The 21,238-nt window shown below is 66.9% G+C and carries 22 protein-coding genes; 12 read left to right on the top strand and 10 right to left on the bottom strand.

Annotated elements, in window-relative coordinates:
- Window positions 1–218: 218 nt before the first annotated feature.
- The 5 genes from eda to zwf form a co-directional block, all read right to left on the bottom strand.
- On the bottom strand, window positions 219–878 hold the full coding sequence (eda, locus tag H4O10_RS06635) for a bifunctional 4-hydroxy-2-oxoglutarate aldolase/2-dehydro-3-deoxy-phosphogluconate aldolase (RefSeq protein ID WP_005409068.1): 660 nt from the start codon (window positions 876–878) through the stop codon (window positions 219–221).
- A 206-nt stretch (window positions 879–1,084) separates the two neighbouring features.
- On the bottom strand, window positions 1,085–3,001 hold the full coding sequence (edd, locus tag H4O10_RS06630; protein WP_012479766.1) for a phosphogluconate dehydratase: 1,917 nt from the start codon (window positions 2,999–3,001) through the stop codon (window positions 1,085–1,087).
- 58 nt (window positions 3,002–3,059) lie between these two features.
- Window positions 3,060–3,782, bottom strand: coding sequence for a 6-phosphogluconolactonase (gene pgl / locus H4O10_RS06625; protein WP_012479767.1), 723 nt, complete (start codon window positions 3,780–3,782; stop codon window positions 3,060–3,062).
- Window positions 3,779–4,786 carry a glucokinase gene (gene glk / locus H4O10_RS06620; protein ID WP_005412971.1) on the bottom strand — a complete coding sequence of 336 codons (1,008 nt, stop codon included), beginning with the start codon at window positions 4,784–4,786 and terminating at the stop codon, window positions 3,779–3,781. Before glk ends, pgl begins: the two co-directional genes overlap by 4 nt.
- A complete protein-coding gene (gene zwf, locus H4O10_RS06615) occupies window positions 4,783–6,219 on the bottom strand; it encodes a glucose-6-phosphate dehydrogenase (RefSeq protein WP_005409072.1) in 1,437 nt (478 codons plus the stop codon). The genes glk and zwf overlap by 4 nt, the downstream gene beginning before the upstream one ends.
- 352 nt (window positions 6,220–6,571) lie before the next feature.
- Between zwf and ugpC the strand changes: the two genes are divergently transcribed.
- Window positions 6,572–7,654: a sn-glycerol-3-phosphate ABC transporter ATP-binding protein UgpC gene (gene ugpC / locus H4O10_RS06610; RefSeq protein ID WP_012479769.1), complete on the top strand. Its 1,083-nt coding sequence runs from the start codon at window positions 6,572–6,574 to the stop codon at window positions 7,652–7,654.
- Window positions 7,655–7,778: 124 nt separating this feature from the next.
- Here ugpC and H4O10_RS06605 read toward each other — a convergent pair whose 3' ends face one another.
- Window positions 7,779–8,654, bottom strand: a complete 876-nt coding sequence (locus H4O10_RS06605; protein ID WP_005412973.1) for a folate-binding protein YgfZ — start codon at window positions 8,652–8,654, stop codon at window positions 7,779–7,781.
- Window positions 8,655–8,693: 39 nt separating this feature from the next.
- Between H4O10_RS06605 and H4O10_RS06600 the strand changes: the two genes are divergently transcribed.
- The 10 genes from H4O10_RS06600 (at window position 8,694) to H4O10_RS06555 (ending at window position 15,767) form a co-directional block, all read left to right on the top strand.
- On the top strand, window positions 8,694–8,864 hold the full coding sequence (locus H4O10_RS06600) for a DUF1674 domain-containing protein (protein WP_005409075.1): 171 nt from the start codon (window positions 8,694–8,696) through the stop codon (window positions 8,862–8,864).
- A gap of 56 nt (window positions 8,865–8,920) precedes the next feature.
- Window positions 8,921–9,313, top strand: coding sequence for a succinate dehydrogenase, cytochrome b556 subunit (gene sdhC, locus H4O10_RS06595; protein ID WP_005409076.1), 393 nt, complete (start codon window positions 8,921–8,923; stop codon window positions 9,311–9,313).
- Window positions 9,310–9,696: a succinate dehydrogenase, hydrophobic membrane anchor protein gene (sdhD, locus tag H4O10_RS06590; RefSeq protein ID WP_005409077.1), complete on the top strand. Its 387-nt coding sequence runs from the start codon at window positions 9,310–9,312 to the stop codon at window positions 9,694–9,696. Before sdhC ends, sdhD begins: the two co-directional genes overlap by 4 nt.
- Before the next feature lie 31 nt (window positions 9,697–9,727).
- Complete coding sequence (gene sdhA / locus H4O10_RS06585; protein ID WP_005409078.1) at window positions 9,728–11,518, top strand: succinate dehydrogenase flavoprotein subunit; 1,791 nt, start codon at window positions 9,728–9,730, stop codon at window positions 11,516–11,518.
- Window positions 11,519–11,584: 66 nt separating this feature from the next.
- Window positions 11,585–12,370: a succinate dehydrogenase iron-sulfur subunit gene (locus tag H4O10_RS06580; protein ID WP_005409079.1), complete on the top strand. Its 786-nt coding sequence runs from the start codon at window positions 11,585–11,587 to the stop codon at window positions 12,368–12,370.
- Between the two features lie 97 nt (window positions 12,371–12,467).
- On the top strand, window positions 12,468–12,716 hold the full coding sequence (locus H4O10_RS06575) for a succinate dehydrogenase assembly factor 2 (protein WP_049406791.1): 249 nt from the start codon (window positions 12,468–12,470) through the stop codon (window positions 12,714–12,716).
- Window positions 12,667–13,116: a hypothetical protein gene (locus H4O10_RS06570; protein ID WP_049395493.1), complete on the top strand. Its 450-nt coding sequence runs from the start codon at window positions 12,667–12,669 to the stop codon at window positions 13,114–13,116. The genes H4O10_RS06575 and H4O10_RS06570 overlap by 50 nt, the downstream gene beginning before the upstream one ends.
- Window positions 13,117–13,139: 23 nt before the next feature.
- The gene (locus H4O10_RS06565) at window positions 13,140–14,381 is read left to right on the top strand and encodes a lipoprotein-releasing ABC transporter permease subunit (protein WP_049395491.1); all 1,242 of its coding nucleotides are present in this window, start codon (window positions 13,140–13,142) and stop codon (window positions 14,379–14,381) included.
- The gene (gene lolD / locus H4O10_RS06560; RefSeq protein WP_005409083.1) at window positions 14,374–15,087 is read left to right on the top strand and encodes a lipoprotein-releasing ABC transporter ATP-binding protein LolD; all 714 of its coding nucleotides are present in this window, start codon (window positions 14,374–14,376) and stop codon (window positions 15,085–15,087) included. The genes H4O10_RS06565 and lolD overlap by 8 nt, the downstream gene beginning before the upstream one ends.
- Before the next feature lie 221 nt (window positions 15,088–15,308).
- On the top strand, window positions 15,309–15,767 hold the full coding sequence (locus H4O10_RS06555) for a DUF6491 family protein (RefSeq protein ID WP_012479772.1): 459 nt from the start codon (window positions 15,309–15,311) through the stop codon (window positions 15,765–15,767).
- Between the two features lie 96 nt (window positions 15,768–15,863).
- On the opposite strand, the gene H4O10_RS06550 is transcribed toward H4O10_RS06555, so the two are convergent.
- The 3 genes from H4O10_RS06550 to ftsY form a co-directional block, all read right to left on the bottom strand.
- The gene (locus H4O10_RS06550; protein WP_005409085.1) at window positions 15,864–16,133 is read right to left on the bottom strand and encodes an oxidative damage protection protein; all 270 of its coding nucleotides are present in this window, start codon (window positions 16,131–16,133) and stop codon (window positions 15,864–15,866) included.
- Between the two features lie 5 nt (window positions 16,134–16,138).
- Entirely contained in the window at window positions 16,139–17,263 is a 1,125-nt protein-coding gene (gene mutY, locus H4O10_RS06545; RefSeq protein ID WP_049395489.1) for an A/G-specific adenine glycosylase, read from the bottom strand.
- A gap of 84 nt (window positions 17,264–17,347) precedes the next feature.
- Window positions 17,348–18,664, bottom strand: a complete 1,317-nt coding sequence (gene ftsY / locus H4O10_RS06540; protein ID WP_012479774.1) for a signal recognition particle-docking protein FtsY — start codon at window positions 18,662–18,664, stop codon at window positions 17,348–17,350.
- A gap of 129 nt (window positions 18,665–18,793) precedes the next feature.
- Here ftsY and H4O10_RS06535 point away from each other — a divergent pair, with 129 nt between their 5' ends.
- Window positions 18,794–19,093, top strand: a complete 300-nt coding sequence (locus tag H4O10_RS06535) for a hypothetical protein (RefSeq protein ID WP_012479775.1) — start codon at window positions 18,794–18,796, stop codon at window positions 19,091–19,093.
- A gap of 139 nt (window positions 19,094–19,232) precedes the next feature.
- Here the strand turns inward: H4O10_RS06535 and htpG are convergent, their stop codons facing one another.
- A complete protein-coding gene (htpG, locus tag H4O10_RS06530) occupies window positions 19,233–21,125 on the bottom strand; it encodes a molecular chaperone HtpG (RefSeq protein WP_012479776.1) in 1,893 nt (630 codons plus the stop codon).
- Window positions 21,126–21,238: the final 113 nt, after the last annotated feature.

The following is a 21,238-nucleotide window of genomic DNA, read 5'->3' as shown; positions in this document are numbered from 1 at the left end:
GCCATCCATGGCGCTTACGCCCCTGCGCAATCCCTCCGCAGGGCCACGGACAGGTTCCGTGCGCGTCCAGCGCGGAATTGAAGAAGGAAGAGCAGGAGCGGGTCGCGTGCTTTGCGCACTCGTCGCCCGGGGTCGGATCCCTTTCCCGGTGGGAAAGGGCTCTGACCCCTGATGATGCCGGAGCCGAGCATGGGCTCGGCTCTGCACCTTTGTCGGGCTCAGTGGCCGCGTACGCGCTGGATGATCTTGGCGGCGTCTGCGGCGCTGGCGCGCACCTTGTCCCATTCGCCGTTGGCGATCCAGTTGCCCGGCACCATCCACGAACCACCGATGCAGACCACGTTCTTCTGCTCGAGGTATTCGGCGGCGGTGTTCTCGGTGATGCCGCCGGTCGGGCACAGCTTCAGGTCCGCCACCGGGCCGGCCAGTCCCTTGATCATTGCCAGGCCACCCACAGCCGTGGCCGGGAACAGCTTGCACACGCGGAAGCCGCGGGCGTAGAGCGACAGCAGCTCGGTCGGGGTGGCCGCACCCGGCACCACCGGCAGCGGTGCGGCGGCCAGTGCATCAGCCAGTGCCGGCGGCGTACCCGGGGTCACCAGGAAGTCCGCACCCGCATCGATCGACTGCTGCATCTGCTCCACGGTCAGCACCGTACCGGCACCCACCACCACGTCCGGCAGCTCGCGCTTGAGCATCGCCAATGCTTCCATCGCCACTGGCGTACGCAGGGTCAGCTCGATCGCCGGCAAGCCACCTTCCAGCAGCGCCGCACTGACCGCCCGCGCCTGGTCCAGCGTATGAATCGTCACCACCGGCAGGATGCCCGCCGCACGCAACAGCTCCGCCGCCTTCACCTGATGTTGTTCGATACCCATGCTTTTGCCCTTGCCTTTTGCTCTTCTTGATTCAGTGGCCGCAGCGCAAATGACGCGCCGGGAATTGTCCAAGGGCAGTAGAGCGCCCTGGCCGGGACCGTGAGCGGCATGGATGCCGCGACCGAGCCCCCATGGATGGGTTTACGGCGTGTCCCGGCCAGGGCGCTCTACTGCCCAGGCCGGGAAGCCTGCCGCGGCTTTTCGCTTCAGGCGTCCTTCGCCTCATGCGGCGCCGCCGCCGCTGCGGCATCGTGCCCCAGCTCATATTCCGCGTCGTACTCCCACGGCCCGCCATCAGCCGCCGCCGGCCCGCACGAAATCGAAATCGCACCCTGATCAGCCGGACCCACCACGCGACGGTTGATCGCGAACAGGTTGCGGCCCAGGTCATGCGCGGCCGGTGCTGTGTTCGGCGCCAGCGGACGTGCCGCCCATTCGGCCGCGTCCACCAGCACTTCCAGCGTGCCAGCCTCGCCATCCAGGCGGATCATGTCGCCCTCGCGGACCTTGGCCAGCGGACCACCGCGTGCCGCTTCCGGCGTCACGTGGATCGCCGCCGGAATCTTGCCCGAGGCACCGGACAGGCGACCGTCGGTGACCAGCGCCACGCGCCGGCCCTGGTTCTGCAGCAGGCCCAGCAGCGGCGCCAGCGAATGCAGTTCGGGCATGCCGTTGGCACGCGGGCCCTGGTAACGCACCACCGCCACGAAGTCCTGCGGCAGCAGGCCACCGGCGTGCAGCTTGTTCAGCACCTGCGGTGCATCGACCACCACGGCCGGCGCTTCGATCGTGCGGTACTGCGGCTTTACCGCCGACAGCTTGATCAGCGACTTGCCGAGGTTGCCGCGCAGCAGGCGCAGGCCGCCCTGGTGCTCGAACGGATTGTCGACGCCACGCACCACCTCATCATCGGCGCTGCGTTCCAGGCCCGGCAGGTAGACCAGCTGGCCATCGCGCAGCTGCGGTTCGCGTGCGTAGTCGGCCATGCCGCCGCGCGCCACGCTGACCAGATCGCCGTGCATCAGGCCGGCCTTGATCAGCTCGCCGAACACGAACGCCGGGCCGCCAGCGGCCGCGAAGCGGTTGACGTCGGCCTCGCCGTTCGGATAGACGCGGGCCAGCAGCGGAATCAGCTGCGACAGTTCGTCGAAATCGTCCCAAGTCAGCACGATACCGGCGGCGCGCGCCACTGCGATCCAGTGGATGGTGTGGTTGGTCGAACCGCCGGTGGCCATCAGCGCGATGACCGCGTTGATGATCGCGCGCTCGTCGATGATCCGGCCCAGCGGACGGAAGTCGTCGCCGAGCGCAGTGATGTCCAGTGCACGTTCGGTCGCTTCGCGGGTCAGCGCATCGCGCAGCGGCGTGCCCGGATTGACGAACGATGCGCCCGGCAGCTGCACGCCCATCGCTTCCAGCAGCACCTGGTTGGAATTGGCGGTGCCGTAGAAGGTGCAGGTGCCGGCGCCGTGGTATGAGGCGGACTCGGCTTCCAGCAGCTCTTCGCGGCTGGCTTCGCCGGCGGCATAGCGCTCGCGCACTTCCGCCTTCTGCTTGTTGGGGATGCCCGGGGTCATCGGGCCGGCCGGCACGAACACCGCCGGCAGGTGGCCGAAGGCCAGCGCACCGATCAGCAGGCCGGGCACGATCTTGTCGCACACGCCGAGGTAGACGGTGCTGTCGAACATATCGTGGCTGAGCCCGATCGCGGTCGCCTGCGCGATCACATCGCGCGAGAACAGCGACAGTTCCATGCCACCGCGGCCCTGGGTGACGCCGTCGCACATCGCCGGCACACCGCCGGCCACCTGTGCCGTAGCACCGAGCTCGCGGGCGATCTCGCGGATCTGCTCGGGATAGGTCTCGAACGGCTGGTGCGCCGAGAGCATGTCGTTGTAGGCGGTGATGATGCCCAGGTTCGGCGTCACGCCGCCGCGCAGGCGGCTCTTGTCGGTGCCGCCACAGGCGGCGAATCCGTGGGCGAGGTTGCCGCAGCTCAGGCGGCTGCGGAACGGGCCTTCGCGCAGGGAGGCGTCGATCGCGGCCAGGTAGGCGGCACGCGAGGCGGCGCTGCGGCGGATGACACGCTCAGTGATGGCTTGCAGTTGCGGATGGAGGCTCATTGGCTACCGGCGTTCAAGGTGGCGAGAGGCAAGCGGCGGCAGGGCGCCGCCGCCGACATCAATCAGCCCAGTGGACGCGCAGGCGCGCGCCTTCCAGGTTGATCGCGTTGAGGATCGGGTACTGCTGGGCGTCGTTGCTGTCCAACGCCTGGCGCAGCACCTGCAGCTTCTGCTTGCCGCGCAGCAGCAGCAGGCGCTGGCGGCACTGGCGCAGCCCATGCGGGGTCAGCGTGATGCGCAGCGGCCACTGGTTCGCTCCCGGGCAGCCGGTGGCATCCAGCGCGGCATAGGGCAGGGTGCTTTCCAGTGCGCGGGCCAGGTCCTTCGAGCCCGGGAACAGCGAGGCGGTGTGGCCGTCGTTGCCCATGCCCAGTGCCACCAGGCTCGGCGGCTGGCTGTGCTGGGCCTGCAGGTTGGCGGTGTAGACGCATTCCGGCAGCGGCTTGCCGATGCGCACCAGCGGATCAAAATGGGCACCCTCGGCACGCTTGAGCAGGTGCTCGCGCACCAGCCATGCGTTGCTGTCGCGATCCTGCGGCGACAGCCAGCGCTCGTCGGCCAGGCTCACTTCAACCCGGTCCCAGTGCACGTCCAGTTCGGCCAGCGCCTGGTAGACCGGTGCCGGCGTGGTGCCGCCGGACAACAGGATGCGGGCGCGGCCCACTTCATTGATGTCGTGGTTGAGGGTCTGCGCCATCTCGGCGGCTACCGCTTCGATCCAGCCGTCGGCATCGCTGTGGTGGATGAACTCGACGCGGTCGTCGTGGAAGGTGGGGCTCATGCGGCAACTCCAGGTGCGTCACGTTCGGCATCGGCGGCATAGGCGGCGGCGCCCAGCAGTCCGGCATGGGGATGCATCACGGCCAGCGACGGCACCCGCGCCATGATCGAAGAGAACCGCCCCTTGTGTTCGAAGCGCTGGCGGAACCCGGAGTGCTGCAGCGAATCGAGCATCTTCGGGGTCAGTCCACCGGTGAGGAACACGCCGTCCCAGGCGCCCTGGGTCAGTACCAGGTCGCCGGCAATGGCGCCGAACACGGCGCAGAACACATCGACGGTGCGCATTGCCTGCGGATCGCCATGCAGGGCGCGGGCGGTCACGTCCACCGGCTGCAGCTGGCCCGGGTCGATACCGGCCATCTCGCACACCGCGCGATGGATGTTGACCAGGCCGGGGCCACAGATCAGGCGCTCATTAGAGACGCGGCCGAACTGCTCGGACAGGATCTCCAGGATGCGGATCTCCTCCGGCGTTCCCGGCGGGAAGCTGACATGGCCGCCTTCGGTTTCCAGCGGGTAGCAGCGGCCGTGGCGCAGGATCAGGCCCCCGACGCCGAGCCCGGTACCGGGCCCGATCACCGCATAGTTGCGTGGCTGGCCCGGCTTGCCCGGGACCCAGGCGGCGCCACCGACCTGGACCACGTCCTCGGGTTGCAGCAGCGAGATCGCCATTGCCTGTGCGGCGAAGTCGTTGATCAGGTGCAGCTCGTCAAAACCAAGCATCGCCGCGGTGCGGCTGCGCGAGATCACCCACGGATGATTGGTGATGCGTGCCTCGTCACCGTCTACGCGGCCGGCCACCGCGAACACGCCGCGGCTGGCGGCAGCGCCGATCTGCTCAAGGTGATGGCGGGCGGCATCGCCAAGCGACGGGAACTCCGCCACTGCGTACTCGCGGATGCTCTCCTTCAGCAATGGCGCGTCCAGCGAGGTGTCCGCCAGGGCGAAGCGGGCGTTGGTGCCACCGATGTCGGCGACCAGCACCGGCTGCGAGTTGGCACTCATGCCGACGCCTCGCTGTCCGGTGCGTCCACGCCCTGCGGCAGGAACTCCGTTGCGTTGCTCGGGCCCCATTGGCCGGCGGGATAGGGTTCCAGCGGCAGCTTGGCCTCCTTCCAGGCGTCGGCCACGCTGTCGATCCACGCCCAGGCGGCGCGCACTTCGTCGTCACGCACGAACAAGGTGTGGTTGCCGTTGAACGCATCCAGGAACAGGCGTTCGTACGCGATGCGGCGATGCAGGCCGGTCGGCACCGACAGTTCCAGTTCCAGCGGATGCAGTTCCAGCGCACCCCATTCCGGGCCGGCCAGACTGCTCATCAGGCCCAGTTCGATGTTCTCCTGCGGCTGCAGCTGGAACACCAGGCGGTTCGGTGCGGCCTGGGCGCGCTGCGGGCGCTCGAACAGCCAGTGGGTGACCGGCTTCAGCGTGACCACCACGCGGGTGGTGCGCTCGGGCAGGCGCTTGCCGGTGACCAGGTGGAACGGCACGCCGCTCCAGCGCCAGTTGTCGATGTGCGCGGTGACGCCGGCGAAGGTTTCCACGTCGCTGCCTTCCGGCGGCTGGTAGGCCTGCGCCGGCTGGCCGTTGATGGTGCCGGCGGTATAGCGGCCGCGGATGCTGTCACGCGCGGCGTGCCTGGCATCGAGCGGACGCAGCGCGCGCAGCACCTTGACCTTCTCGTCGCGGATGCGATCGGCTTCCAGCGAGGCGGGCGGCTCCATCGCCACCATGCACAGCAGCTGCAGGATGTGGCTCTGCACCATGTCGCGCAGCGCGCCGGAGCGGGCGTAGTAGGCGTCGCGGCCATCCACGCCTTCGCTCTCGGCCACCAGGATGTGCACCGATTCGATGTAGTTGCGGTTCCATACCGCTTCCAGCAGCGTATTGCCGAAGCGCAGGGCGATCAGGTTCTGCACCGCCGCCTTGCCCAGGTAGTGGTCGAGACGGAACACACGGTCCTCGTCGATCCACTGGCCGATGGTGCTGATGATTTCCTCGGCGCTCTCGCTGTCGCTGCCGATCGGCTTCTCCAGCATCAGGCGTGCCGGCGCGGCGAGGGCGCCACCCTTGGCCAGGCCTTCGCAGGTGGAGATGTACAGGCCCGGCGGAATGGCCAGGTAGCTGACGCACTTGCGATGCACCAGATCGGAGACGGCGGCGGCGACAGAGTCGACGTCGCGCAGGTCGACCGAACGGTAGTCGATGCGGCGCAGCAGGCCGTTGATGTCGTCCTGCGAGGCCATCGGCATGGCCTGCTGCAGGCGCGGGCGCAGGATGTCATGGAAGGCTTCGGTGTCATGCCCGGACAACGCCAGTGCGCGGATGCGGAAGTCCTCCGGCAGCAGGCCGTCGCCAAGCAGGCGAAGCAGCGAAGGGAACAGGTAGCGCTGGGCCAGATCACCTGTGGCACCGAACAGGAAGAGGGTGTCGTGCATCGCTCGAGTTTCAGATCCGGGTGACATCGTTGTCAATCGCTTCATGGCTGGGTTCGGGGGACATCCGCGCAACTGCCTGTCCGAGGTTCGTTGGGGGCGTTCTCCGGGGCACCGGAAGACCGTTCCATTCGAAACCACTACCCCGGCGGAACCTTCGTTCAACCGCCGACGCAGATCGGTGCGCACCGATCATCGGATAGTGCCACGTGAAAACGTTTACATGGCAGAATGGGCAACTGTATTCGATTGCAGTGCTCGCCGTCATGCGGCAAGCGCGCAATCATCACTGCCATCGGGAGGGCCGAGGCAGTCCCAAAAGACAGCCCGGCTTCGGGCGGACCGGATAGGTGATATGGCAAAAGTGCAGTTGCAGGGTGTGCGCAAGGTCTATGACAACGGCCAGGTCGCGGTGAAGGACGCCAGCTTCGAGGTCGCCGACGGCGAGCTGATGGTGCTGGTCGGTCCCTCCGGCTGTGGCAAGTCGACCCTGCTGCGGATGGTGGCTGGCCTGGAAGAGATCAGCGGCGGCACGCTGACCATCGGTGATCGCGTGGTCAACGATGTGGCGCCGAAGGATCGCGACATCGCGATGGTGTTCCAGAGCTACGCGCTGTACCCGCACATGACGGTGGCCGAGAACCTGGCCTTCGGCCTGAAGCTGCGCGGCCATGACAAGGCCACCATCGACAAGCGCATCGCCGAGGCGGCGCAGACGCTGGGCCTCACCGAGATGATGGACAAGCTGCCCAAGGCGATGTCCGGCGGCCAGCGCCAGCGTGTTGCGCTGGGCCGGGCGCTGGTGCGCGAGCCGGCGGTGTTCCTGCTTGACGAGCCGCTGTCCAATCTGGATGCCAAGCTGCGCCACAGCGTGCGTACCGAAATCGCGCAGCTGCACCGCAAGCTGGGCACCACCATGATCTACGTGACGCACGATCAGGTCGAGGCGATGACCCTGGGCCAGCGCATCGTGGTGCTGAAGGACGGCATCATCCAGCAGATCGATACGCCGATGGCGCTGTACGATCGTCCGGCCAATCTGTTCGTGGCCGGCTTCCTCGGCAGCCCGGCGATGAACGTGCTGCGCGGCACGCTGCAGGGCGATGCCAGCGGCGTGACCGTGGTCGACGGCGACTGGCGTGCACCGCTGGGCCAGGCCACGATCGATCCGGCGTGGCTGCAGAAGCCGATCGCGGTGGGCGTGCGTCCGGAGCACCTGCAGCCGGCCAGCGCCGATGATGCGCATGCGTTCACCGCGCGCATCGAAGGCATCGAGCCGGTCGGCAACGAGATCTTCGTGAATCTGAGCAGTGGCCAGCACGCGCTGACCATGCGCGTGGCGCCGCAGGCGCTGCCGGCGGTGGGCGAGCAGATCCGCGTGGCGATCCACCCGCAGGGCCTGCATTTCTTCAGCGCGGAAACCGGCGAGCGCCTGTAACGGGTAGTGCCGGCCGCTGGTCGGCAGCCTCAACCGTGCTTGGTTGCCGGCCAGCGGCCGGCACTACCATTTCAGGCGTGCGGACCAGCGGTCCGCACCCACCAGATGCGGTTTCCCAACAGATTCAGCGCGCCAACCCATCCAGCAATGGCACGCGCTGCGCGATGGCATCACCCACCTGCAGGTCAGCATCACCGGCCTCCAGCGGCAGCACCGCCAGCGCCAGGTCGCCGGCCACGCTGGCGATCGTGCCCAGCGCCGCGCCATCCTGCTGCACGCCATCGCCGGCCTGTGCCGGTGCTGCGGTATGCAGCAACTGCACCGCGCGCTTGGCCTTGCCGAGGAAGTGGGTGCGGGCGACGATTTCCTGTCCGGGATAGCAGCCCTTCTTCACGCTGTAGCCGTTCAGGCGGTCCAGGCCCAGCTGCTGCGGGGTCCACACCTCGCGCTGGCCTTCTTCCAGCCGCGGCAGCCCGTAGCGCAGGTCGGCCTGGCGCCAGGCCAGGGCGAAAGCGGCCTCATCGGTTTCGCTGCCGGCTGCAAAGGCATCGGCGGCGCCAATGCGCAGGGTGCGCGGCAGGGCATCGCTGCCCAGGTCCAGTTCCCAGCCATCACCTGCGGCCTGCGCAATCGCAGCGCCGCTGGCGGCCTCGGGCGCAGTGAATGCCCCGGCCGCCGCCAGATCATCGCGCACCAGCACCTTCACCTTGCGGCGGAACACGAAGCGCTGCAGTTGCGACGCAATCGCATCGGCATCGCCATCCGCCAGCACCAGCATCAGGTGGTCGTCGGCCAACCGCAGCAGCTGGAACACCGCCAGGGTGCGGCCCTTGGCGCTCAACCAGGCACTCCACTGCCAGTGCAGCAGGGGCAGGGCGGTGACATCGCTGCTGAACTGGGCGTGGGCAAAGACAGCCGCATCCGGGCCCTGCAGGCTCAGCAGCTGGTGGCCGGGCAGGCGCGGATATCCGACGAAAGCAGGGGGCAGGTTGTCAGGCACGTGAACGAGGTCTAAAATTTGTGCGTTGCGAGACCGAACATGATAGGCCAAACAACCCCCACTCCCGACGACGAATCTGAAGCCCCGCTGGTCCCCGCGGCACCCGTGCCCGTGGAACAGGAAAAAGCAGAAGAATTCGGCGGCCGCGGCGGACTTGATCCGGTGCGGTATGGCGATTGGGAGAAAAACGGACGCTGCATCGATTTCTGATCAGCATTGAGCCAACGCGGCCGCGTGCCGCCCAGCCGAGACAACGAGCCCAGCGAATGGCGACCAGACAACGCCCACTTTCCCCGCACCTTCAGGTGTATCGCTGGCAGATTCAGATGGCCACCTCGATCCTGCATCGAGCCACTGGCGTCTTTCTGTCTGTTGGTGCCCTCATCATCGCTGCCGGCCTGCTGGCCCTGATGATGGGGCCCGAGTCCTGGAACTGCTTCACCGGCCATGCCGGGGCCTGGTATGGCCGCGTGTTCCTGTTCGCGTGGACATGGTCGTTCGCCTATCACCTGTGCAATGGCATCCGCCATGTGGTGCAGGACTTCGCCATCGGCTTCAGCATCCCCGCCTTCATCCGCAGCAGCTGGCTGTCGGTCACCGGCAGCCTGGTGATCACCCTGCTGGTGTGGGCCTATGTGATGTTCGGAGGTGCCGCGTGAGCAAGTTCCGTACCCCGTTGAAGAACGTGCGTGGCCTTGGCTCGGCCAAGACCGGCACCGAGCACTTCGTGCATCAGCGCCTGACTGCCGCCGCGCTGGTGGTGCTGGGTATCTGGTTCCTGGTCTTCGTGCTGGGCCTGCTGGGCTCGGACTACGCGACCGCCGCCGCCGCCGTGGCCAAGCCGTGGAACGCAGTGCCGCTGATCGGCCTGCTGATCGCCATGTTCTGGCACGCGCAGCTCGGCATGCAGGTCGTGCTGGAAGACTACATCCACGAATCGCTGCTGGCCCTGGTGCTGCAGACCGCGGTGAAGTTCGTCGCCGTGCTCGGCATGATCGTCAGTGTGTTTGCGGTGGGCCGCATCGCCCTCGGCGTTGCCTGAGCCCAGGCACCAACACAGGAATCCAGATTAGATGTCCGCTTACAAGATCACCGAACACAAGTACGACATGGTCGTGGTCGGCGCCGGCGGCGCCGGCCTGCGCGCCACGTTCGGCCTGGCCGCCAAGGGCCTGCAGACCGTGTGCCTGACCAAGGTCTTCCCGACCCGTTCGCACACCGTTGCCGCCCAGGGCGGTATCTCGGCCGCACTCGCCAACATGGGCGAAGACGACTGGCGCTACCACTTCTTCGACACCATCAAGGGGTCGGACTGGCTGGGCGACCAGGACGCCATCGAGTACATGTGCCGTGAGGCCATCCCGGCCATCATCGAGCTCGAACACTACGGCGTGCCGTTCTCGCGCACCGCCGAAGGCAAGATCTACCAGCGTCCGTTCGGTGGCATGACCACCAAGTACGGCGAAGGCCCGGCGGCGCAGCGTACCTGCGCGGCGGCCGACCGTACCGGCCACGCGATGCTGCACACCCTGTACCAGCAGTCGCTGAAGCACGATGCGCGCTTCATGATCGAGTACTTCGCGCTCGACCTGATCTTCGACGACGAAGGCGCCTGCCGCGGCGTGCTGGCCCTGGACATGTCCGACGGCACCCTGCACCTGTTCCGCGCCCAGGGCGTGGTACTGGCCACCGGCGGCTACGGCCGTGCCTACTTCAGCGCCACCTCGGCGCACACCTGCACCGGCGACGGTGGCGGCCTGGCCATGCGTGCCGGCATTGCCATGCAGGACATGGAGTTCGTGCAGTTCCACCCGACCGGCATCTACGGCGCCGGCTGCCTGATCACCGAGGGTGTCCGCGGTGAAGGTGGCATCCTGCGCAACAGCAGCGGCGAGCGCTTCATGGAGCGCTACGCGCCGCACTACAAGGACCTGGCCTCGCGCGACGTGGTCAGCCGTTCGATGACCATCGAGATCCGCGAAGGCCGCGGCGTCGGCGAGCACAAGGACCACATCCTGCTCGACCTGACCCACCTCGGCCCGGGCGTGATCGACGACAAGCTGCCGGGCATCGCCGAAAGCGCCCGCATCTTCGCTGGCGTCGACGTGCACAAGCAGCCGATCCCGGTCATCCCGACCGTGCACTACAACATGGGCGGCATCCCGACCAACTACCACGGCGAAGTGGTGCAGAAGGTCGGCGACAACGACAATGCCGTGGTGCCGGGCCTGTACGCCATCGGTGAAGCGGCCTGCGTGTCCGTGCACGGCGCCAACCGACTGGGCTCGAACTCGCTGCTGGACCTGGTGGTGTTCGGTCGTGCGGTGGCCAACCGCTGCGCCGAGACCATCAAGCCGGGCGCATCGCACAAGCCGCTGCCGGCCGATGCCTGCGACAAGGCGCTGGGCCTGCTGGACAAACTGCGCCACGCCAACGGCGATACCCCGACCTCGGTCATCCGCGATCGCATGCAGCGCACCATGCAGGCCGACGCGGCCGTCTTCCGCACCAGCCAGACGCTGAAGGAAGGCTGCGAGAAGATGGACAAGATCTTCGACTCGTTCCAGGACGTGAAGGTCTCCGACCGTTCGCTGGTGTGGAACTCGGACCTGATCGAGACCTACGAGCTGAACAACCTGCTGCTCAACGCGGTGGCGACGATCAACTCGGCCGAACAGCGCAAGGAAAGCCGTGGTGCGCATGCGCATGAGGACTATCCGGACCGCGACGACGTCAACTGGCAGAAGCACACCCTGGTCAGCGTCGACGAGAAGGGCAAGTGCAGCTTCGACTACCGTCCGGTGCACATGTACACGTTGACCGACGACGTGTCCGTGGTGCCGCCGAAGCCGCGCGTGTACTGATCCGACCCCGCCTACCATGCAATCCGCGCCCAAGGGCGCGGGCCGCCTGAGCCAACGAGAGCAGCCATGGCCGAGTTTTCACTCCCCAAGAATTCCAAGATCACGAAGGGCAAGCACTTCCCCGTCAAGAACGGCGGGAAGAACGTGCGCACCTTCAAGATCTACCGCTGGAGTCCGGACGACGACAGCAACCCGCGCACCGATACCTATGAAGTTGATCTGGACGCCTGTGGCCCGATGGTCCTGGACGCCCTGATCAAGATCAAGAACGAGATCGACCCGACCCTGACCTTCCGCCGCTCCTGCCGCGAAGGTATCTGTGGTTCGTGCGCGATGAACATCGATGGCACCAACACCCTGGCCTGCACCCGAGCCATCTCGGACTGCGGCAAGAAGGAAGTGCCGATCTACCCGCTGCCGCACATGAACGTGGTCAAGGATCTGGTTCCGGACCTGACCCACTTCTACGCGCAGTACGCCTCGATCAAGCCATGGATCCGCACCCAGACCCCGGCACCGCCGGACCGTGAGCGCCTGCAGTCGCCGGAAGACCGCAAGAAGCTGGACGGCCTGTACGAGTGCATCCTGTGCGCCTGCTGCTCGACCAGCTGCCCGAGCTACTGGTGGAACGGCGAGCGTTACCTGGGCCCGGCGATCCTGCTGCAGGCCTATCGCTGGATCATTGACTCGCGCGATGAGGACACCGGTGCGCGCCTGGACGATCTGGAAGATCCGTTCAAGCTGTACCGCTGCCACACCATCATGAACTGCGCCCGGACGTGCCCGAAGGGCCTGAACCCGGCACTGGCGATCGCCGAGATCAAGAAGCTGATGATGGAACGCCGCGCCTGATACGGTCCGGCTGTACCCGGTAGAGCCACGCCATGCGTGGCTACACCTCCCAGCAGAGCCACGCCATGCGTGGCTTTGCTGCATCTGGAGAAACACGATGGAAGAAGACGTTCTGCTGAAGAAGCTGCGCTGGCGCTGCCGCCGCGGCATGCGCGAGCTGGACCAGCTGTTCGGCCGTTACCTCGACCACGAATGGAGCACTGCGCCGACCGAGGAGCGCGAGGTTTTCCTGTTCCTGCTCGACTGCGAGGACGATAAGTTGTGGCGCTGGTTCATGGGCTACGAGGCCTGCCCGCATGCGCACGCAGTCCCCCTCATGCAGAAGATCCTCGCCCTCAAGCCTTGAGTGGCGGCCCTCACGGCTGCAGGCCGCCGCCCAGCTGGCGGTGCTGCTGGCCGCGCCCTGGCTGCTGCGCGCATCGGATCTACCGCCCCGGCTGCTGACGCCCGCGGTGTTGCTGGCCTGGGGCATCGGGTTGGCCGAACTGGCCTGGCGCCAGCGTAGGCCACGCGTGCAGGTGCTTCTGCCGGTACCGCCCGAGCCGCTGCAGGTGGCCGGGCAGGACGTCGATGCACCACAACTGGTCGTGCGTGGGCCATGGCTGTTGTTGCTCTGGCGTGAGGATCGGCGCCGTCGGCGCCTGCTGTTCTGGCCGGATGTGCTCGATTCCGGGCAGCGACGTGAACTGCGACTGGCCGTCGCCGCACGCGGCGTTTCCCGTCGGCCCCGGTCGATGGCACCATAAGCTGAATTGACCGGCGTGCCTGCATGTTCAAACCCATTCCCGTGGCCATTGGCCTGCGCTACCTGCGCGCCAAGCGCCGCAACGGCTTCATCTCCTTCATCTCGATGGCATCGATCCTGGGCATCGCGCTCGGCGTGACGGTGCTGATCACCACCCTGGCGGTGATGAGCGGTTTCCAGAAGGAAATCCGCAGCCGCCTGCTGCAGATGACCGCGCACACCACCATCAGCCGCGACGGCGAGCCGATGCCGGACTGGATGCGCGTGGTCGACGTGGCCAGCAAGGACCCGCGCGTGGCCGGTGCCGCGCCGTACATCGAGATCCAGTCGATGATCAGCGGCCCGCGCGTGCAGGGCGCAATCATCCAGGGCATCGATCCGGCGCTGGAGCCGAAGGTGTCGGTGATCGACAAGAAGGTCACCAAGGGCAGCTATGACAGCCTCAAGCCGGGCAGCTTCAACGTGCTGCTGGGCAAAGAACTGGCGGTCTGGCTGGGCGTGGACGTTGGCGACCAGGTGCTGGTGACCTTTGCAGAAGTGCAGGGCACGCCTGCTGGCGCAGTGCCGCGGATGAAACGCTTCACCGTCAGCGGCATCTTCGAGGCCGGCTACAACGAGGTCGACCGCGGCGTCGGCTTCGCCAACATGCAGGACCTGGAGCGCGTGCTGCGTTCCGATGGCGCTACCGGCGTGCGGCTGAAACTGCACGACATGGACCGCTCGCTGGAAGTGGGCGTGGACCTGGCGCAGAGCCTCGGCGGCGCGTACCGGGTAAGTGACTGGACCCAGCAGAATGCCAACCTCTACCACTCGCTGCGCATGGAGAAGGTAGTGATGGGCATCCTGCTGTCGCTGATCATCGCCATGGGCGCTTTCAACCTGGTGTCGTCGCAGGTGATGCTGGTCACCGACAAGCAGGCCGACATCGCCATCCTGCGCACCCTTGGCCTGACGCCGGGCGGGGTGATGCAGGTGTTCATGGTGCAGGGTTCGCTGATCGGCATCTTCGGCACGCTGGCCGGCCTGATCGGCGGCATCACCCTGACCCTCAACCTGGAACGCATCCTCGGCGCCATCGAGAGCGTGTTCAACGTCAAGCTGCTGCCGGAGGATGTGTACTACATCACCGGCCTGCCGACCGACATGCAGACCGGCGACGTGGTGGCGATCACCGTGGTCGCGCTGCTGATGAGCTTCCTGGCCACCCTGTATCCCGCCTGGCGGGCAGCACGCACCCAGCCGGCGGAGGCCCTGCGTTATGAATAAGGTCTTCAACCGCGGCGACGAAGTGATCCGCGCCGAAGCACTGGGCAAGACCTACGCCGAAGGGCGCATGCAGACCCCGGTGTTCGATGGCCTGGACCTGACCGTGACCGCCGGCGAGACGGTGGCGATCATCGGTGCCTCCGGCGCCGGCAAGAGCACGCTGCTGCACCTGCTGGGCGGCCTGGACATTCCAACTGCCGGCGAGGTCTACGTGACCGGGCAGCGCATGTCGGCGCTGTCGGATACCGCGCGCGGTCTGCTGCGCAACCAGGCGCTGGGCTTCGTCTACCAGTTCCATCACCTGCTGCCGGAGTTCACCGCGCTGGAAAACGTGATGATGCCGGTACTGCTGGCTGGCACTGCGGTAGCAGAAGCGAGCAGCCGGGCCACCACGCTGCTGGAAGCGGTCGGCCTCGGCCACCGCCTGGATCACAAGCCGGGCGAGCTGTCTGGTGGTGAGCGGCAGCGTGCTGCGGTGGCGCGGGCACTGGTCAATCACCCAGCCTGCGTGCTGGGTGACGAGCCGACCGGCAACCTGGATGACCGCACGGCCGCCACGGTGTTCGAGCTGATGCTGGAACTGAATCGTGCGCGTCACACCAGCCTGGTGCTGGTCACCCACGACCGCAGCCTGGCGCGCCGCCTCGACCGGGTGCTGGAGCTGCGCGAAGGGCGCTTGCACGCACTGGCCCACGCCGATGTCTGAGGCGCCAGGGCCGCTTTGGTGGAAGCCGACCCTGATCGGCTGCTCCTGCAGGGCAGGCGCCAACCAAGGTTGGTGACTACCGGAATCCGGGGCCTTGGGTCTGCTTTGGTAGAGGTCGGCCTTGGTCGACCGCCGACCAGCGCCTGAATGGGGCTGTCGGTCATCGCGCCGGCGTTGCCGGCCCGGGCGCATGATGGCGACAGTTCCCCGAGGAGATCGCCATGAAGACCCCGTTCCTGGTGGCCGGACTCTGCCTGGCGCTGGCCGCGTGTGCGACCACTGGCCGGCTCAGCAGCGCCGATAAGCTTGACCTGTACCGTGCCCATGCCGGTGCGCCGCAGAACGACATGCAGTTCTTTGGCACCCTCAATGGCTGGACCGAGCTGGGTGACAGCGCGCTTGCGGTATGGACGCGTCCCAGCGAGGCCTACCTGCTGGAGTTGAGGGGGCCCTGCCAGGACCTGCCATATGCCACCGCCATCGGCCTGACCAGCCAGATGAATCGTGTTTCGGCGCGTTTCGACAAGGTGCTGGTGCGCGACCCTACCGGCGGCCCGCGCATGCCGTGCTTCATCGACAGCATCCGCAAGCTGGATGTGAAGGCACTACGCGCTTCCGAGCAGGAGCTGCGCCAGGCGCAGGTGCAGGAGCGCGAGGAAAACACCGCGCCGGCGAAATGATCAAAAAAGGGGACGGAGGGGATTAAGTCGTTTGTGGTACAAACGACTTAATCCCCTCCGTCCCCTTTTTTGTTCGCAGCCGGCACTACCTGTGCGTCAGGCTTCCGGAGTGAAGCCGGCCGGCTTTTGCGCGTCCTTCTCGAACAGGAACTTGACCAGTTCGCCTTCAAGGAACGCGCGATGTTCCGGCGTACGCGGCGACAGGCGGTTCTCGTTGATCAGCATGGTCTGGTGCGCCAGCCACGCAGCCCAGGCCTGCTTGCCGATGTTGTTGAAGATGCGCTGGCCCAGCTCGCCGGGGTAGGGCACGAAGTCCAGGCCCTCGGCATCGCGTTGTTCGTACTGGCAGAAGACGGTTCGGGGCATGGCACTCACTCGTGGTTGCGGGGTTTCTTGGAAGTTCGTTTTGGCGTCTTGATCGTCGCGCCGTCGAGCAGTTTGCGGATCGGCGCGGGCAGGCCCAGCGCGCGCAGTTCATCGTAGGCGACCCAGCGCAACGTGGGTTCTTCCACGCGCAGGCCGTTCACCTGGCGCGACAGTACCTGCAGGTGCAGCCTGTAGTGACTGAAGGTGTGCTGCAGCACTGGCAACTCCTCGGCGTCTTCCAGCGAACCTTCAACATGCGCATCGAACCAGTCCTGCAGGTCGCTGCCGGCCTCGGCCTGCGGCAGCGTCCACAGTTGCGCCCAGATGCCGGTGTCCGGCCGCTTCTGCAGCAGCACGCGCTGCTGGGGGTCGCGCAGCAGCAGGGCCACTGCTTCTCGTTCGGGCAGGGTCTTGCTGGGCTTGGGCGTCGGCAGTTCGGCAGTGCGGCCTTCGCGGCGCGCCACGCACGCGTCCTGCAGTGGGCAGATCACGCAGGCGGGTCTGGCGCGGCTGCACACGGTCGCGCCCAGGTCCATCTGCGCCTGGGTGTAATCGGCCATGCGCCCGGTCGGCACCTGCGCCACGTGCGCCTCGGCGATCGCCCACAACTGCTTCTCGATGGCCGGAAGGCCCGGGAAGCCGTCGATGCCGTGGTAGCGGCTGAGCACCCGCTTGACGTTGCCATCGAGGATCGCGAACGGGTCGTTCCAGGCCTGGCTGAGGATCGCACCGGCGGTGCTGCGGCCGATGCCGGGCAGGGCATGCAGCGCGTCGAAGTCACGTGGCAGGTCGCCGTCGTGCAGTTCCACGCAGCGCTTGGCTGCCGCGTGCAGGTTGCGTGCGCGGGCGTAGTAGCCGAGCCCGGCCCACTGCGCCATCACCGCGTCATTGCCGGCGGCGGCGAGGTCGGGCAGGGTCGGGAAGTGCTGCAGGAACCGCTGGAAGTACGGGATGACCGTACTCACCTGGGTCTGCTGCAGCATGATTTCCGACAACCAGACCCGATAGGGGCTGCGCGGATGCTGCCAGGGCAGGTCGTGGCGGCCGTGGTCGTCGAACCAATGCAGCAGGTGGGCGACGAAGTCGTCGGTCTGCGTGGTTCCGGCGCTGGCGTGCGGCTGGCGGGGCATCGGTATTCCGGAGGTGGGCAGCCACCCATGGGGGGGCTCTACCGGGCTGCAGTAGAGCCACGCCATGCGTGGCTGCACGGTCTATCAGGCACCCAGCGCTTCGGGCAGCAGGGCGTCAACGAAGGCTTCCGGATCGAATACGCGCAGGTCTTCCGGGCGCTCGCCGATGCCGGCGAAACGGATCGGAATGCCGAACTCGCGGGCCAGCGCGAACACCACGCCGCCCTTGGCAGTGCCGTCCAGCTTGGTCACCACCAGGCCGGTCACGTTCACCGCGGCATTGAACTGGCGCAGCTGCGACAGCGCGTTCTGGCCGGTGGTGCCGTCGATCACCATCAGTACTTCGTGCGGTGCAGTGGCGTCGATCTTGCCGAGCACGCGGCGGATCTTGCCCAGCTCGTTCATCAGGCCGGACTGGGTGTGCAGGCGGCCGGCGGTATCGGCGATCAACACCGAGGTGCCACGGGCCTTGCCGGCCTGCAGCGCATCGAATGCCACCGAAGCGGCATCGGCGTTCTGCCCTTGGGCGACCACGGCCACGCCGTTGCGCTCGCCCCAGGCCTGCAGCTGTGCGACGGCGGCGGCGCGGAAGGTGTCGCCGGCGGCAAGCATCAGGCTGTGGCCTTCATCCTTGAAACGCTTGGCCAGCTTGCCGATGGTGGTGGTCTTGCCAACGCCGTTGACGCCGACGGTCAGCACCACGAAGGGCTTGGCATTGCGGTCGATCACCAGCGGCTTGGCCACCGGCTGCAGGATCGCGATCAGCTCGGCGCGCAGCGCGGCCAGCAGCGCATTTGCATCTGCGAACTCGCGCGACTTCATGCGCTTGCGCAGGCCCTCGACCAGGTCGGTGGTGGCACCCACGCCGACGTCGGCGGTGATCAGGGCGGTTTCCAGCTCGTCCAGCAGGTCGTCGTCGAGTTTTGGGTTGCGCGAGAACAGGCCACCGAAGCTGCGCGCGATGACGCTGTTGCGCAGGCGTTCGCGCCAGCCGGGCTTGCCGGCAGGAGCCGGAGCAGCGTCGACCGAGGCGGCAGCAGGCAGGTCGTCGGTGACCGGTGCCGGGGTGGGCTCGGGCAGCGGTGCGGGTGCCGGTTCGATGGCCGGGGTCGCGATGGGGGCGACGTCGATCTGCGCCGTCGGCGCAGGAGCTGCCGGAACCGCTGCGGCTGGGGCCGGAATCGCCGGGGTGGGCTCGACAGCGACCGGAACGGCGGTTGCCGGGGGCGGCTCGACCGGTGCAGGCTCGGCCGGTACGGCTACCGGTGCCGGCTCCTTGTCCTCGACCGGCGCGGCCGACGGAAACGCCGCCGCCAGCTCTTCAGCCGAGTAGTGCTGGGTCTTGGGTGCCTCCGTTGCGGGGGCATCCTGGGGCTTCTTGCGGCGGAAAAAACTGAGCATTGGCAAAAGGCGCTGAAATCAGAGGGATATGCTACCACTCAGGCCTGTCGGGCCGATGTGGACTCAAGGTCGCGGCCGGCCGGCCGTTAACCGGTCCGGAGGGCTGCGCAGGGCGGTCCGGAGACCGCCATGAACAACGTGATGGGAATCGCCCTCGGCGGGATGCGTGCGGCCCAGCAGGGCGTGCAGGTGGCCGCGCACAACGTGGCCAACCTGGCGACTCCTGATGCCCAACGCCTGCAGCTGCAACGCAGTACGGTGGAGCAGGGCGGGGTGCAGGCCGCGGTGACCCCTACCGGCGCCGATGTCAGTGCACCACTGGGTGATCTGCTGGCAGCGAAAGCCGAGGTGGTGGCTTTCGCTTCCAACGCCGCGGTGATCCGACGCCAGGACCAGATGCTGGGCTCGCTGCTGGATCGCGAGGCCTGAACCCGCTCGCCAAGTGCCAACCGCCGCCTGTGGTGGGTGCCAACCTTGGTTGGCACGCTCGATCCGCCCTGGCAGGTGCCAACCAAGGTTGGCCTCTACCAGAGCATCGCCGGGCCATGCCCGGCGACCACCTTGTCGATCAGGCCGACAGCTCCAGCAGCAGCTTGTTCAGGCGCGCCACATAGGCGCCCGGATCCTTCAGGCTGTCGCCGGCGGCCAATGCAGCCTGGTCGAACAGCACCCGGCCCAGATCGTCGAAACGCGCGCCATCGGCTTCAGCATCCAGCTTGGCGATCAGCGGATGGCCCGGGTTGATCTCCAGCACCGGCTTGCTGTCCGGCACCTTCTGCCCGCTGGCTTCCAGGATCTGGCGCATCTGCAGGCCCAGGTCCTGTTCGCCGATGGCCAGCACCGCCGGCGAATCGGTCAGGCGGTGCGAGACGCGCACGTCGGCCACGTCATCGCCCAGCACCGTCTTCAGTCGCTCGACCAGGCCCTGCTTGTCCTTGGCCGCTGCTTCCTGTTCCTGCTTGTCCGCTTCGGTTTCCAGCGCGCCCAGGTCGAGGTCGCCGCGGGCGATGTCGACGAAGCCCTTGCCGTCGAAATCGGTCAGGTAGCCCATCAGCCACTCGTCGATGCGGTCGGTCAGCAGCAGCACTTCCACGCCCTTCTTGCGGAACACTTCCAGGTGCGGGCTGTTGCGCACCTGGCTGTAGCTCTCGCCGGTCAGGTAGTAGATCTTGTCCTGGCCTTCGGCCATGCGGCCGAGGTAGTCAGCCAGCGACACGTTCTGCGCATCGCCGTCGCCACGTGTGGAGGCGAAGCGCAGCAGGCCGGCCACCTTCTCGCGGTTGTTGTAGTCCTCGGCCGGGCCTTCCTTCAGCACCTGGCCGAATTCCTTCCAGAACGTGGCGTACTGCTCCGGCTTGTCTGTGGCCAGCTTTTCCAGCATGTCCAGCGAGCGCTTGGTCAGCGCGGCCTTCATCGAATCGATGACCGGGCCGGACTGCAGGATCTCGCGCGAGACGTTCAGCGACAGGTCGTTGGAATCGACCACGCCCTTGATGAAGCGCAGGTACAGCGGCAGGAACTGCTCGGCCTGGTCCATCACGAACACGCGCTGCACGTACAGCTTCAGGCCCTTGGGGGCATCGCGGTGATACAGGTCGAACGGCGCGCGGCCGGGCACGTACAGCAGCGAGGTGTATTCCAGCTTGCCTTCGACCTTGTTGTGGCTCCATGCCAGCGGATCGCTGTGGTCGTGTGCCACGTGCTTGTAGAACTCGGTGTACTCGGCGTCGCTGATCTCGGTGCGCGGGCGGGTCCACAGCGCGCTGGCGCGATTGACGGTTTCCCATTCGACCGCGGCGCCTTCTTCGCCACCTTCCTTCGGCATCTGGATCGGCAGGCCGATATGGTCCGAATACTTCTTGAGGATGCCGCGCAGGCGCCAGCCATCGGCGAAGTCGTGCTCGCCGTCCTTCAGGTGCAGCACGATGCGGGTGCCGCGCTCGGCCTTGTCGATGGTGGCCACTTCGAAATCGCCTTCGCCGCGCGAGGTCCAGCGCACGCCTTCGCCTGCAGCCAGGCCGGCGCGGCGCGAGGTCACTTCCACTTGGTCTGCAACGATGAAGGCACTGTAGAAGCCGACGCCGAACTGGCCGATAAGCTGCGAATCCTTTTTCTGGTCGCCGGACAGCTGGCGCAGGAAATCGCCGGTGCCGGACTTGGCGATCGTGCCGAGGTGGGCAATGGCCTCGGCGCGGCTCATGCCGATGCCGTTGTCTTCGATGGTGATGGTGTGGGCGGCGGAGTCGAAGCTGACGCGCACGCGCAGCTCGCTGTCACCTTCAAGCAGGGCCGGCTGGGTCAGGGCTTCGAAGCGCAGCTTGTCGGCAGCGTCAGCGGCGTTGGAGACCAGCTCGCGCAGGAAGATCTCCTTGTTGGAGTACAGCGAGTGGATCATCAGCTGCAGCAGCTGCTTGACTTCGGTCTGGAAGCCAAGGGTTTCGGTCTGGGTGGTCTCGGTCATCGATAGGGCTCCATGTGCAATGCCGCGCCAGCGCGTGCGGCCTCGCCAAGGGGTATGGCTGATTGTCCCGAAATCAAGGGGTTGGTCGGCAGGGCTTGCAGCCCTGCACCTGC

This window comes from Stenotrophomonas sp. I18B00994 (assembly GCF_014145825.1).
In the GTDB taxonomy this organism is placed as follows: Bacteria; Pseudomonadota; Gammaproteobacteria; order Xanthomonadales; family Xanthomonadaceae; genus Stenotrophomonas; species Stenotrophomonas maltophilia.
The sequence above is the reverse complement of the archived record's forward strand: the minus strand, read 5'-3'. Positions and strand labels throughout refer to the sequence as shown.